This is a genomic window from Streptomyces violaceoruber (assembly GCF_033406955.1).
GTDB lineage: Bacteria > Actinomycetota > Actinomycetes > Streptomycetales > Streptomycetaceae > Streptomyces > Streptomyces violaceoruber.
On record NZ_CP137734.1, the window covers coordinates 5904692 to 5917762 of the forward strand.

At 70.3% G+C, this 13071-nt stretch carries 11 protein-coding genes; 2 read left to right on the forward strand and 9 right to left on the reverse strand.

Annotated elements, in window-relative coordinates:
- The first annotated feature begins 147 nt into the window (after window positions 1-147).
- Window positions 148-642, forward strand: coding sequence for a DUF3145 domain-containing protein (locus R2E43_RS26300; RefSeq protein WP_003976415.1), 495 nt, complete (start codon window positions 148-150; stop codon window positions 640-642).
- A gap of 101 nt (window positions 643-743) precedes the next feature.
- On the opposite strand, the gene R2E43_RS26305 is transcribed toward R2E43_RS26300, so the two are convergent.
- The 5 genes from R2E43_RS26305 to fasR all read right to left on the reverse strand — a co-directional run bounded on the left by R2E43_RS26305 (window position 744) and on the right by fasR (window position 5765).
- Complete coding sequence (locus tag R2E43_RS26305; protein WP_003976416.1) at window positions 744-2033, reverse strand: beta-ketoacyl-[acyl-carrier-protein] synthase family protein; 1290 nt, start codon at window positions 2031-2033, stop codon at window positions 744-746.
- Window positions 2034-2142: 109 nt separating this feature from the next.
- Window positions 2143-2391, reverse strand: a complete 249-nt coding sequence (locus tag R2E43_RS26310; RefSeq protein ID WP_003976417.1) for an acyl carrier protein — start codon at window positions 2389-2391, stop codon at window positions 2143-2145.
- Between the two features lie 104 nt (window positions 2392-2495).
- Window positions 2496-3527 (reverse strand): ketoacyl-ACP synthase III, encoded by a 1032-nt coding sequence (locus tag R2E43_RS26315; protein WP_030863937.1) that lies wholly within the window; start codon window positions 3525-3527, stop codon window positions 2496-2498.
- Between the two features lie 16 nt (window positions 3528-3543).
- On the reverse strand, window positions 3544-4470 hold the full coding sequence (locus R2E43_RS26320; protein WP_030863940.1) for an ACP S-malonyltransferase: 927 nt from the start codon (window positions 4468-4470) through the stop codon (window positions 3544-3546).
- Between the two features lie 89 nt (window positions 4471-4559).
- Complete coding sequence (gene fasR / locus R2E43_RS26325; protein WP_030863943.1) at window positions 4560-5765, reverse strand: fatty acid biosynthesis transcriptional regulator FasR; 1206 nt, start codon at window positions 5763-5765, stop codon at window positions 4560-4562.
- A 62-nt stretch (window positions 5766-5827) separates the two neighbouring features.
- Here fasR and R2E43_RS26330 point away from each other — a divergent pair, with 62 nt between their 5' ends.
- Window positions 5828-6484 carry a pirin family protein gene (locus tag R2E43_RS26330; protein ID WP_332057134.1) on the forward strand — a complete coding sequence of 219 codons (657 nt, stop codon included), beginning with the start codon at window positions 5828-5830 and terminating at the stop codon, window positions 6482-6484.
- A 20-nt stretch (window positions 6485-6504) separates the two neighbouring features.
- Here the strand turns inward: R2E43_RS26330 and R2E43_RS26335 are convergent, their stop codons facing one another.
- From R2E43_RS26335 to R2E43_RS26350, 4 genes are all read right to left on the reverse strand, one after another.
- Window positions 6505-6924, reverse strand: a complete 420-nt coding sequence (locus tag R2E43_RS26335) for a hypothetical protein (RefSeq protein WP_011028319.1) — start codon at window positions 6922-6924, stop codon at window positions 6505-6507.
- Window positions 6917-11554: an RICIN domain-containing protein gene (locus tag R2E43_RS26340; protein WP_011028318.1), complete on the reverse strand. Its 4638-nt coding sequence runs from the start codon at window positions 11552-11554 to the stop codon at window positions 6917-6919. The genes R2E43_RS26335 and R2E43_RS26340 overlap by 8 nt, the downstream gene beginning before the upstream one ends.
- A gap of 352 nt (window positions 11555-11906) precedes the next feature.
- The gene (locus tag R2E43_RS26345; protein WP_011028317.1) at window positions 11907-12104 is read right to left on the reverse strand and encodes a DUF397 domain-containing protein; all 198 of its coding nucleotides are present in this window, start codon (window positions 12102-12104) and stop codon (window positions 11907-11909) included.
- Window positions 12073-12909, reverse strand: coding sequence for a helix-turn-helix domain-containing protein (locus tag R2E43_RS26350; protein WP_011028316.1), 837 nt, complete (start codon window positions 12907-12909; stop codon window positions 12073-12075). Before R2E43_RS26350 ends, R2E43_RS26345 begins: the two co-directional genes overlap by 32 nt.
- Window positions 12910-13071: the final 162 nt, after the last annotated feature.

Consider the following 13071-nt stretch of genomic DNA (forward strand, 5'->3'; position numbering starts at 1 on the left):
GGTGAATGGCGGAGGTTTGTCGGCGGCGGGACCGACGGTACGTCACACTCCTTGCCCCGCCGCACGGTAGCCTCGCCATCAACGTGGCCCGCCCGGTCACGGCCGTTCCACCCGTTCCGAGATGTCCCGCTCAGCCCGGAGGTTCCGGTGACGACACGTGGAGTCCTGTACGTGCACTCCGCGCCGCGCGCGCTCTGCCCGCACGTCGAGTGGGCCGTCGCCGGGGTGCTCGGCACGCGCGTCGGCCTGGACTGGATCCGGCAGCCCGCCGCGCCCGGCACCTGGCGCTCGGAGTTCTCCTGGCAGGGGCAGGCCGGCATCGCCTCCAAGCTCGCCTCGGCACTGCGCGGCTGGCAGCTGCTGCGCTTCGAGGTCACCGCGGAACCCTCCGCGAACGCCGAGGGCGAGCGCTACAGCTGCACCCCCGACCTCGGCATCTTCCACGCCGTCACCGGCATCCACGGCGACATCATGATCCCCGAGGACCGGCTGCGCGCCGCCCTGGTCCGCTCCCAGCGCGGCGAGACCGACCTCGAGTCGGACATCGCCAAGCTCCTCGGCAAGCCCTGGGACGACGAACTGGAGCCCTTCCGCCACGCCGGCGAGGGCGCCCCGGTCCGCTGGCTGCACCAGGTGGTGTGACACCCCGCCCGCCCCGGCGCACGCGGAGGGCACCCGCAGTGGGCACACGCAGAGGGCCCCCACCGTCCGGTGGGGGCCCTTCACGTGCGTACGGCGGTCGCTCAGACCGACCGGAACGCGAGCACCACGTTGTGCCCGCCGAAGCCGAACGAGTCGTTCAGCGCGGCGATACGGCCCTCCACCGGGAGCTTGCGGGCCTCCCCGCGGACGATGTCCGCGTTGGCCTCGGCCTCCGGGTCGAGGTTCTCGACGTTGATGGTCGGCGGCGCCACCCGGTGGTACAGCGCGAGCACGGTCGCCACGGACTCCACGCCGCCCGCGCCACCGAGCAGGTGACCGGTCATCGACTTGGTGCCGGAGACCGCCATGTGGTCGACGTCGTCGCCGAGGACCTTGCGCAGCGCCTTCAGCTCGGCGATGTCACCGGCCGGCGTCGAGGTGGCGTGCGCGTTGACGTGCACGATCTCGGCCGGGTCCAGGTCGTTGCCGTCCAGCAGGTTCTGCAGGGCGGCGGAGATGCCGCGGCCCTCCGGCTCCGGCTGCACGATGTCGTGGCTGTCGGCGGAGATGCCCTGGCCGACCGCCTCCGCGTAGACGCGGGCGCCGCGCGCGGCGGCGTGCTCGGCGGACTCCAGGACCAGGACGCCGGCGCCCTCGCCGAGGACGAAGCCGTCGCGCGCCGTGTCGAAGGGGCGGGAGGCGCCCTGCGGGTCGTCGTTGTTCTTGGACATCGCCATCATGTTGCCGAACGCGGCGATGGGCAGCGGGTGGATCGCCGCCTCCGTGCCACCCGCGACGACGACGTCGGCGCGGCCGGTGCGGATCATCTCGATGGCGTAGCCGATGGCCTCGGCGCCCGACGCGCAGGCCGAGACCGGGGTGTGCACGCCCGCGCGGGCGCCCACGGCCAGGCCGACGTTGGCGGAGGGACCGTTCGGCATCAGCATGGGGACGGTGTGCGGGGAGACGCGGCGGACGCCCTTCTCCTTCAGCACGTCGTACTGGTCGAGCAGCGTGGTCACGCCGCCGATGCCGGAGGCGATGACCGCACCGAGCCGGTCGGGGTCGACGTGGGCCGCGCCGTCCTCGGCGGGGCTCTCGCCCGCCTTGCCGGCGTACCCGGCGTCCTTCCAGGCCTCCTGCGCCGCGATCAGCGCGAACTGCGCCGAGCGGTCCAGGCGGCGGGCCTGCGGCCGCGGGATGACCTCGGAGGGGGCGACGGCGGCCGGCGCGGCGATACGGACCGCCTGGTCGGCGGCCCACTCCTGCTCCAGGGGCCGGACGCCGGACCTGCCGGCGACCAGACCCTCCCAGGTCGAGGCTGCGTCGCCACCCAGCGGTGTGGTTGCGCCGATACCGGTGACGACCACGGTGCGATTGGTCGAGCTCACGGGAATTCTTTCTCCAACGGGATACGGATTCGTACGGCGCCACCGCCGGGCGGCGGGGCAGTCTGCCCGGATCTGCCCGGTACCCGGGTCATGCCCGAGTATCGGCGGATCAGGCCTGGTGGTCGAGGATGTACTTCGTCGCGTCGCCGACCGTCTTGAGGTTCTTGACGTCGTCGTCCGGGATCTTGACGTCGAAGCGCTCTTCGGCGGCGACGACGACCTCGACCATGGACAGCGAGTCGACGTCCAGGTCGTCGGTGAAGGACTTGTCCAGCTTGACGTCCTCGACCGGGATGCCGGCGATCTCGTTCACGATCTCCGCGAGACCGGCGACGATCTCTTCCTGAGTGGCGGCCATGACGGCGCTCCTTCTTTGTTGTCCAGAGGGTGTGGCGGCCCGCCGCGTCGGCGGCGGGCGGTGCTGCTCTCCGTTCCGGACCGGGGTGATCCGGCACGGAGTGCCTAGGGGAGGGTAACGACCGTCGCGGCGTAGACGAGACCCGCCCCGAAGCCGATGACGAGCGCGGTGTCGCCGCTCCTCGCGTCGCCGGTCGCCAGGAGCCGCTCCATCGCGAGCGGAATCGAGGCGGCCGAGGTGTTGCCGGTGGTGCGGATGTCACGGGCGACCGTGACGTGCTCCGGCAGCTTCAGTGTCTTCACCATCGAGTCGATGATCCGCACATTGGCCTGGTGCGGGATGAAGACGTCCAGGTCGTCCGGGCTGATCCCGGCCGCGTCCAGCGCCTGCTGCGCGACCTTCGCCATCTCGAACACGGCCCAGCGGAACACCGCCTGGCCCTCCTGCGTGATCGCAGGAAACTTGACGTTGCCCTCGGAGTCGAGGGGCAGTTCGGAGACGTCGCCGATCCGGAAGCGGTCCCAGGAGACCGTCTGCTTGATCGTTTCGGCCTTGTCGCCCTCCGAGCCCCAGACCGTCGGGCCGATCGCCGGCTCCTGGGACGGGCCGACCACGACCGCGCCGGCGCCGTCGCCGAACAGGAAGGCCGTGGCCCGGTCCTCCAGGTCGGTCAGGTCGGACAGCCGCTCCACGCCGATGACCAGCACGTACTCTGCCGAACCTTCGACGACCATGCCCTTGGCCAGGGTCAGTCCGTAGCCGAAGCCCGCGCAGCCGGCCGAGATGTCGAAGGCCGCGGCCTTGTCCGTGCCGAGGCGGTCGGCGATCTCGGTGGCGATGGCCGGGGTCTGGCTGAAGTGCGACACGGTCGAGACGACCACGGCACCGATCCGCGAGGCGTCGACCCCGGCGTCGGCGAGCGCCTTGCCGGAGGCCTCCACCGACATCGCCGCGACGGTCTCCTCGGGCCCGGCCCAGTGCCGGGTCTCGATGCCGGAGCGCGAGCGGATCCACTCGTCGGACGAGTCGATCTTCTCGAGGATCACCTCGTTCGGCACCACCCGGGTCGGACGGTATCCGCCGACGCCGAGGATGCGCGCGTACGGGGCGCCCTTGCTGGGCTTGATCTTCGACATGCTCTCGCGCTCCTTGTCAGGCCTGGGTGTGCTCGGCGACGAGCTCGCGGGCCGCGTCGAGGTCGGCAGGGGTCTTCAGGGCCAGCGTCTTCACACCGGGCAGCGCCCGCTTGGCCAGCCCGGTCAGCGTGCCGCCCGGACACACCTCGATGATCGCGGTGACGCCCAGCTCCTTGAACGTCTCCATGCACAGGTCCCAGCGCACCGGGTTGGCGACCTGGCCGACCAGCCGGTCCAGCACCTCGGTGCCGGAGGCGACGGCCCGCCCGTCCTTGTTGGAGACGTACGTCACCTTCGGGTCGGCCGGCGTCAGCGCCTTGGCGGCCTCGGCGAGCTTGTCCACGGCGGGGGCCATGTGGCGGGTGTGGAACGCGCCGGCCACCTTCAGCGGGACGACCTTGCGCACACCCTCAGGCTTGTCCTCGTTCAGCGCGGCCAGCTGCTCCATGGTGCCCGCCGCCACGATCTGACCGGCGCCGTTCACGTTCGCCGGGGTCAGGCCGAGCCGCTCCAGGTGCGCGACGCTCACCTCGGGGTCGCCGCCGAGCAGCGCCGACATGCCGGTCTCGGTGACGGCGGCGGCCTCGGCCATGGCCAGACCGCGACGGCGTACGAGGGACAGCGCGGCGGTGTCGTCGAGGACGCCCGCGAAGACGGCGGCGGTGATCTCGCCGACGCTGTGACCGGCGACCGCGCCGGGCGCGATCTCGGCCATGTCACCGAGTGCCGCGGCGGAGAGGATTCCGGCGGCGACCAGCAGCGGCTGGGCCACCGACGTGTCTCGGATCTCGTCCGCGTCGGCCTTGGTGCCGAAGTGGGCGAGATCGAGTCCGATGGCGTCAGACCAGGCGGCGACGCGGTCAGCGGCGCCGGGGAGGGCGAGCCAGTCAGTCAGGAAGCCGGGCGTCTGGGCGCCCTGGCCGGGAGCGACGAGTACGAGCACTCTCACACTCTCTCTTGAGGACGGCCACGACCGCCCGTGGGGACAGGGACGAAGAACAGGAGCGGGTTTTGTGGACCCTGCACAAAATCTTAGAGTTGCGGATCTCCGTCGGCCAGACGCCCCAGGATGAGCGCGATCCGCAGTGTGAACGCAGACCGTACATCAGAGGGTGACCATCCGGTGACGTCAGTCACACGTCGGAGCCGGTAGCGCACGGTGTTCGGGTGAACGAAGAGCATCCGGGCGGCGCCCTCCAGACTGCTCGCCTGTTCGAGATAGACGCTGAGCGTCTCAAGAAGCGCCGCTCCCGCTTCCTCCAACGGTCTGTAGATCTCCTCCACCAGTTGCTCACGGGCCGAGGGGTCGGAGGCGATCGCGCGCTCCGGCAGGAGATCGTCGGCGAGCACCGGACGCGGCGCGTCCTGCCAGGCGGTGCACGCCTTCAGCCCGGCCGCGGCGGCCTGCGCGGACCGGGTCGCGGCCAGCAGGTCCGGCACCACGGGCCCGGCGACGACCGGCCCCTGCGCGAACGGCCCGATCAGCGACTTCGCCACCGCCAGCGGGTCGTTGCGGCCCCCGGCGATCACCACGAGCCGGTCCCCGAGCACCCCGGTCAGCACCTGGAGCTTGGCGTGCCGGGCCGCCCGCCGGATGGCCTCCACGGTCAGCTCGGAGTCCCCGTCGGGAGCGGTCCCCAGCACGACACAGACATGTTCGGGCGAGTTCCACCCGAGGGCGGCGGCCCGGGACACGGCCCCTTCGTCGGCCTCGCCGCTGAGCACGGCGTTCACCACCAGCGACTCCAGGCGTGCGTCCCAGGCACCGCGTGCCTCGGCGGCCTGCGCGTACACCTGGGCGGTCGCGAACGCGATCTCCCGGGCGTACACGAGCAGCGCCTCGCGCAGCACCGACTCGTCACCGGGGGCGGCGACCTCGTCGATCGCGGACTCCATCACCTCGATCGTGGTCCGCACCATCTCCACGGTCTGCCGCAGCGTGATCGCCCGGGTCAGCTCGCGCGGCGCGGTCCCGAAGACGTCGGTGGAGATGGCCTGGGGCGCGTCCGGCTGCCGGAACCACTCGGTGAACGCGGCGATGCCGGCCTGGGCGACCAGCCCGATCCAGGAACGGTTCTCCGGTGGCATGGCCCGGTACCACGGCAGCGTCTCGTCCATGCGCGCGATGGCCTGCGCGGCGAGCGAACCGGAGGACTGCTCCAGCCGCTTCAGGGTCGCGGTATGCGGGTGGGCGGGCTGGGCGGGGGCGTCGGGCTTACCGGTTTCGGGTTCGGGCACGGGGACAAGACTGCCTTATCGGGCCGGGCGGGTGTGCCGCCGGGGCTACCGTGAACGACGTGATGGACGTACACCGCGCCGACGAGCGCTACCCGGGCGGTGATCCGGCAGCCGGGATCACCTCCCGCCACGCCTTCTCCTTCGGCCCCCACTACGACCCCGACAACCTGCGCTTCGGGGCCCTGCTCGCCTGCAACGAGGAGCGCCTCGCCCCCGGCGCGGGCTTCGACGAGCACCCGCACAGCCACACCGAGATCGTCACATGGGTGGTGGAGGGCGAGCTGACCCACCGCGACAGCACGGGCCACGAGACGGTGGTCCGCGCCGGGGACGTGCAACGCCTCAGCGCTGCGGGCGGCGTCCGCCACGTCGAGCGCAACGACGCGTCGGTCCCCCTCACCTTCGTCCAGATGTGGCTGGCCCCGCACGACCCCGGCGGCGACCCCGCCTACGAGATCGTCCGCGGCATCGCCGACTCCACCCCGTACGCCGTCCCCGCGGCCGGCGCGATGCTCCACGTACGCCGCCTGGCGGCGGGGGAGCGGACCGCGGTGCCGGACGGGGCGTACGTGTACGTGCACGTGGTGCGGGGTGAGGTGGACCTGGACGGTGAGCGGTTGGGCCCGGGCGACGCGGCCCGCGTCACGGACGCCGAGGCGCTGGACGCGGTGGCGGTGACGCGGGCCGAGGTGCTGGTGTGGGAGATGGCGGGGCGGTGACGCCCCCAGTGACGGATGGGTCAGGGCCGACGGCCCGCTACATACACCGCGCTCCCGTAGGCGTGTCCGTCCGGCTCCTCCACTCGGAATCCGGCTGAGTCGAGGATCGCCAGCAGGGCAACCTGCATGCGGTCGTTGATGTTCTTGTGGTGGAGGACGACCGCGGGCGGGTTCGCGTAGTCGATGCCCCGCGCGAAGAGCGTGAGGGCGGCGTCTCGCAGTTTTGCCTCTGTACGCCAGTCCACGAACACCCCGCCGTCGAGACCGGGATCCACGTGCACGGCGGCCCCGGGGCGCGGGCCCCCTTCCTCGAGGTCTGCCCGATAGGCGGCCAGTCCCGATCGAGCCAGTTCCCGGCAGACCTCGTCAGCCAGAGCGTTTCGCTCCACGAGGACGGCCGGCGAAGCCTTTGGCGGCAGGTCGAACGCGTGCTCAGTCATGCGCCTCGTTCCCCTCGGTGAGTCGTTGGGTCGTTGTCGGTCGCGCCCTTTGCTGCCCGTTGGCTTGCCTGACGTACGAGTCCAGCAGACTTCTCGACTCCTTCGCGTAGTCGGGGTGGTAGGGGACCGACCAGGTTACCGGGGTCCCCTCCTTCAGGGAGCCGGTCAGGACGGAAGCGCAGGCGGGACAGGGCTGCCGCTCCGTGTACAGGGCCGTGATCTGGCCGGGTGTGAAACCCTTCGCTTCCAACTTGCCGAGGATCTCGGTTTCGGAATGACCGGAAAATTTGCTGTTGGCGATGATGAAGTCGCCTGTCCTGGGGTCGTTCCAGCCCGGCACCTTGGCGACGGCGACGTTGTGATCGCCTTCGAAATACTCGGATTCCGTCCGGTACCGGTATGCCCAGTGGCTCATCTCTTCACTGTTGTAAGCGACCAACCCCACGGGGCAACCGCCGACGGCTGTGGAAGCCCGTGCGGTCAGTTTCCCACGTGTCCTGGTACAGGTTTTGACGAAACCGTCGAGTCCCTTGACCCCGATGCGGAACGCGGCGTCTGTAGGGAGACCGAGGGTGCGAAGGGCCTTGTAGGCGTCGGCGAAGCCGATGCCGGTTCGTGCGGCGGCGTCGACTGCTTTGACTGCGTCCGCGATGGGCCGGATAATTTTGCCTGCGAACAGGCTCGCGACGTCTACGCCCGCCCAGGCGCAGCCGCCCCAACTGCCGCTCGCGCCGCCCGGGGCGATCTTCTGGGCGCACTTGATCCAGCTGCCGAAGAGGATGTCGACCGGGTCGACGCCCTTCTGGTACTCGGCGATCGTGATGGTGTGGGTGACCTCGGTGGACAGTTCGTCGGAGGTGTACTCACCGAGGTAGAGCGTCGCGCCGGAGGGGCACATGTACTGCGAGGCGTCCAGATCCTCCGCCGTGCACAGGTAGAGGTCGAACACCTCCTTGTAGCGGAGCTTCGTGGTGAGGGTGCAGTCGCCGTTGTAGAAGAGCTCGTCGATCCAGCCCTCGCAGCCGTCCGACTGCTTCACGACCTCCGGTTCGCCGATCTTCTCGATGTGGTCGACCACGTAGAACACGTCGCCGATGGGAGCTCCGGTCTGGTCGACCACCGTTCCCTTGTCGATCTGTTCGGCGTTTGCCTCCTTCTCGGCCTGCTCGGCCGCCTGTTGAGCCGATTCGGCGTACTTCTGGGCGTCCTTGGCGGCCTCCTCCGCCGCCGCGGCCTCGGTGGCGGCGTGGTCGGCGGCGTCCCGGGCGTCCTCGGCCGCCTGTTCCGCCGTGTCCGCAGCACTGCGGGCGGCCTCGGCGTCCAGGGCTGCGGCATCGGCGGAGTCGCGGGCGTCCTCCGCGTGGCCCTCGGCCCGGCCGGCCGCGCTGTCGGCCGCTGCCGCGTCCTTGGTGGCCTGGGTGTCGTAGGCGATGGTGCGGGTGAGTGACTGTGCGGCCTGGGTCGCGTACGAGGCTGCTTCTGCCGAGTACCCCAAGGCTTCCTTGGCAGAGTTGCGCGCGTCCGCCGCGTAGCCGAGGGCTTCGGCGGCCAGTGTGTAGGCGGCCTTGGAGTCACCGCTCGCCGCGTTGGCCACGCTCTGTGCCTGGGCGGCCGACTCCTCCGCGTTCTGCGCGTGCGCCTCAGCGACGGCCTGCTGCTGTTCGGCGATCGTCTTCGACGACTGTCCGGTCAGTACGGCGAGTCCGGCGGCCGAGTCGGTGGTGACATACGGCGATCCGAGCTGGATGGCGTCGTTGGCCGGTGCGGCTACCTGCGCGGCCGAGTTGCCGGCATCCACCGCGGCCTGCGCGGTGGTGTAGGCGTAGCCCGTGGACTCGTTGGCACCGGCGAGCGCGGTGACCGCCTCGGCCTTGGCCGCGTCCGCCTCCTTCTTGGCGTCGGCGGCGTGCTGCTCGGCGTCGTCGGCCAACTCCACCGCCGTACGGGCCGCCGTCGCGGCGGTCTTGGACGCCTTGATGGCATCCGCCGCCGCACTGGTCGCGGTCCTCACCGCGGCGTCCGCCGTCAGCTTGGCGGCCTGGGCGGCGTCGGAGTCGGCCCGGGACCGCTTCGCCGCGGCCTCCGCCCGAGTGGCCGCCGCGTCGGCATCGGCTGCTGCCTTGGTCGCCTTGTCCGCCTCGGAACGTGCGGCGACGGCCGCCGTCTCCGCGTCGTCGGCGGCCGCGTCGGCGTCGTTGGCCGCCTTCCGGGCCTCCTGCGCATTGTCCTCGGACGCGGACGCCTGGGCATAGGCCTCCTTGGCATCGGCCTTGGCCCGGGCGGCGTTCGCCTTCTGCTCGGCGTCCCAGGCGTCGTCGCGCAGGGCTTTGGCCTTGTCGCGGGCGGCCTCCGCGCCCTTGCGCTTCTCGGTGGCCGTGGTGTCGGCGGTCTCCGCCCGTTCCTTGGCGTCCTTGGCCTCGGTCGCGCGTTGCTGGGCCTTGGTTTTGTGCTCCGCGGCCTCGGCCTGCTTCTGTGCCGCGGTCTCCTTCTCGGCCTTGGCGGTGGCCTCCTCTTTCTCCGCGGCGAGTCGCTTGGCGTGGGCCGTGGCCGCGGCGGCCTTCGCGTCGGCTTCGGCGTTCTGCGTCTCGGTGAGTTTGGCCTTCGCGGTGTCGCGGGCGGCCTTGGCGTTGCTCGCCTGGACGGCTGCGGCGTCGGCTGCGGCCTTCGCCTGTTCCTTGGCCGCCCGGGCGGCGGCGGTACGGAAGGCAGCCTGCGTACCGGCCGCCTGCGTCACTGCCCGTGCGGCGATCGACGCGCTGTCACCGGCGGAGGCCTTGGTGGCGGACAACGCCGTTTCACCGGCCTTGATCATCGCGTTCAGCGCGGCGGAGGACGCCTTGGTGACCTGGTCCTTCTGCTGGCCGACGAGCAGAGCCCGGCCCCGGGGCGCTCCCATGCTGTCGGCGATGCCGTAAGCGGTGTTCAGGGACTCCTCGGAGTCCGCTGCCGCCATGCCCGCGATCTGGGCCTGCCGCCTGATCACGCCAAGCTGCTCGGCGGCCTTGGCACGGGCGTTCGTGATGCCCTTGGTCGCTTGGGTGAACTGACCGGATGTCGGGTAGTCCAGAGCGTCCGTCCCATTGTGCCCGGACGCCACGATGTCGAATTTCTGTGGGTCGGTGCCGTTGCACTGCCACAGCCACGCGTCCTGGCTGTTGGCGTAGGTGTGCAGATCCAGGCACTTGCCGCTGCCCGTGTTCCGCAGCTGGGTGGTGCGGTTGGGGGTGAACTCCCACCCCTGGGCACCGTTCTGCTTGCACGTCCACTGCTGGATGCGGGTGCCGTCGGCCGTCCCGTCGCGGTTCACGTCCAGGCACTTGCCGGAGTTGACATTCACCAGCGAGTCGCCGTCGACCCGCCACTTCTGGTTGGCGCCGCCGTTGCAGGTGTACATCTGCACCACGGCGCCGTCGGCCTTCGAGTTGCCCGCGACCTCCAGGCATTTGTCGGAGGCGGCGTGGATGTGGACGATCATCGGGCTGTCCCCGATCCAGCCCGCTCCACCCGGCGACCAGTAGTCCTGCCAGCGCGCGAGGTGGTCGGCAGTCCAGGACTGGCCCAGCATCTCGCCCAGCGCCTTCGCGCCCGTGGCCAACGCCTTCGTCGCGTCCCGGTTGGCGTCGATGATCTGGTTGCGCGGAATGGCCTGCTCGGCGACCTCCCGCTGCCACTCCACCGATGCCGTCGCCACTTCCTGGCCGAGGACCTTGCCGGGGTCGACCGGATTGGTCCACGTGCAGGCCGCGAACCGTGTCTTCAAGTCCTCGACAGCCAGACGGAACGCCAGACTTCCGGGCTCCGGAGCGGAACTGGGGAAACCGCCGACGGACAGGAACATCCGGGCGTCGTCCTCGCGCATGCCGGAGAAGAGGTCACCGGTGAGCAGTTCGTCGAAGGCATGTTCCTGCTCGACGGCCAGTGCCCACTCCTCCGACGACATCGAGGGGTCGTACACGGCGTCGCCGTAGAGCGGGGTGCCCAGGTCCGTGACCGCCTTGACGGTCGCTTCGTCGGCCTTGGCGGAGGGATCCTCGTAGAAGCGGGCCTCCTCCTTCCACCACTGCTCTCCGAGCCATGTCGAGTAGCCGACTTGGTCGAAGAAGTCAGCACCGCCGCCGGAGCCGGGCGGCCAACTGAAGTCGGTCACGGATTTGAAGCCGCCCGGAGTCGAGAGACCGGACAGCGTGTCCTGCCAGGCCTGCACGCGCGGGTCCAGCGTCGCGCTCTCCTGGTCGATGAGCTCCCTGTCCTTGACATAGGCCAACGCCAGGGGGGTGTCGTTCCAATACTCCTGGTCTGCTGCGACGTGCAGTTGTTCGGGAGTCTGGTTCAGGGCTGTCTGGGCGATGCCGCCCATTTCCGGACCGCCGAGCCGCAGCGCACCGGCCATCAGGCACTGGTCCTGCCGCAGTTGCTCGGCGGCGTCGGCGTCGAAACCGTCGTAGCTGTCGGCGACGGCACTGGTGCCGGGCAGAGGGCCGTCGGAAGGGGGTTCGGGGCCGATGAGTCCGGCGACCACGGCGCCGATCACCGTTAGGGGTATGAGGGGCGCGGAGGCGACACGCAGTCGTCGGGCACCGGATCTGCCGGGCGGGCCGTCAGATGGTCTGCGGGGGCGTCTGAGACGCACAGGAGCATCCTTCGTCGATGACGGAGACGGACGAAGACGCCCCGGACGAAGGAACGGAAGGCACGACGAAACCCGTCACCACGCCTGCGGCAGTCCACGGCCGTCCTGTGACCGCGCACCGGAGGAGGGGCTCCCCACCCGGCACGCCGGGTCACTGTAGGCATGCGCCATGATCACGTCACAAGATCGCGAACGGCGTCCGGCTGAAACGCAATTGTGGAGAAGTAGTGGTGATTACGCGTGGATTCTGTGTGTCACCTGGGGCGACGCTGTCCCGGTCGGTGGATTCGACTGATGGAGGTTGACCCGAATGTGCCTCTCGGTACCCGTCGGCCGACAGGTGCTGTGCGGACTAACGCAGGCCGTCGACGAACGCCTGCCAAGCGTGTGCGCCGAGGGTGACGACCGGACCGGCCGGGTTCTTGCTGTCGCGCACGGGGACGGTGCCGGTAGGGCGGTTCTCGGCGACCTCGACACAGTCGCCGCCGTTGCTTCCGCTGTAACTGGACTTGCGCCACTCAACATTGCTCAGTGCTGTGCGGGACCGCATAGCGTTCCTCCATCACGCGGGTGATCAGTCTCGCCGAGTCCTCGGGGGAGAGGGCTGAGGCTTGCAGTCGAGCGTAGCCGAATGAGCGTTCCTTGATCACGTCCGGACTGGCGGTCATGTGCCCACGGTCGTAGCCGTCCATGTAGAAGAGATCGGGGTCGGTGTCGAACCTCAGCAGATTGAACGTACCCATCATGGCCGCGTGTTGGCCCACGGCAAGGGGAAGAACCTGGATCTGAACCCAGGGGGCAGCCGCGAACCCCAGCAAGTGGGCGAGCTGGTCGCGCATGACCTCCGGCCCACCGATCTCGCGCAGCAGTGCCGCCTCGTCCAGGATGACCCACAGTGCGGGAGGCTGGTCTCGCTGGAGGATGCGCTGGCGTTCCAGCCGGGCGGCGACCATCTCGTCCACGTTGCCGCCCTCGACGCCCAACACCGCCCGCGCGTACTCCTCCGTCTGCAGCAGCCCGTAGACCAACTGCGCCTGGTACGTCGAGATGTACGCCGCCTTCGCCTCCATCTCCGCGTACGGCTGGAACCACGTGGGAAGTTGGCTGCGCAGCACCAGGCCGATCAACCGCGAGAACAAGCCGTCCGTGCCCAGCGCGGCGTCCACCCGCTCGGAGAAGTCCCGCGTCGGGACCTTCTTCGTGGTCTCGATCTGGCCGACCAAGGAGCCGGTGCAGAAGATGATGTCGCCGAGCTGGCCCTGCCTGAGGCCGTGGGCCTCGCGCTGGCGGCGCAGCTCCCAGCCGTAGTAGTCGAGTGGGGAGGCGGTCGGGTCGAGGGACTGGATGTTGGCCACTGCGGCACCTCACTCCGGGACTGCGGGGACTGCGGACGGCAACACCTCGCGGCATTCACCTCCGTGCGTAGCCGAGCGTACGCAGTCCGTCACGGTTCTGTGGTGTGAATCACGTAGCCGGTCCACAGGCGGCGGACGTCAAGTGCTGGCACGCGCCTGGTG

Bases quoted from the DNA above. Each gene is read 5' to 3' on its own strand.
- R2E43_RS26330 (WP_332057134.1), top strand. From the start codon at position 5,828: ATGGACGTACACCGCGCCGACGAGCGCTACCCGGGCGGTGATCCGGCA.
- R2E43_RS26345 (WP_011028317.1), bottom strand. From the start codon at position 12,104: ATGCGGTCCCGCACAGCACTGAGCAATGTTGAGTGGCGCAAGTCCAGT.
- R2E43_RS26335 (WP_011028319.1), bottom strand. From the start codon at position 6,924: ATGACTGAGCACGCGTTCGACCTGCCGCCAAAGGCTTCGCCGGCCGTC.
- R2E43_RS26315 (WP_030863937.1), bottom strand. From the start codon at position 3,527: ATGTCGAAGATCAAGCCCAGCAAGGGCGCCCCGTACGCGCGCATCCTC.
- R2E43_RS26310 (WP_003976417.1), bottom strand. From the start codon at position 2,391: ATGGCCGCCACTCAGGAAGAGATCGTCGCCGGTCTCGCGGAGATCGTG.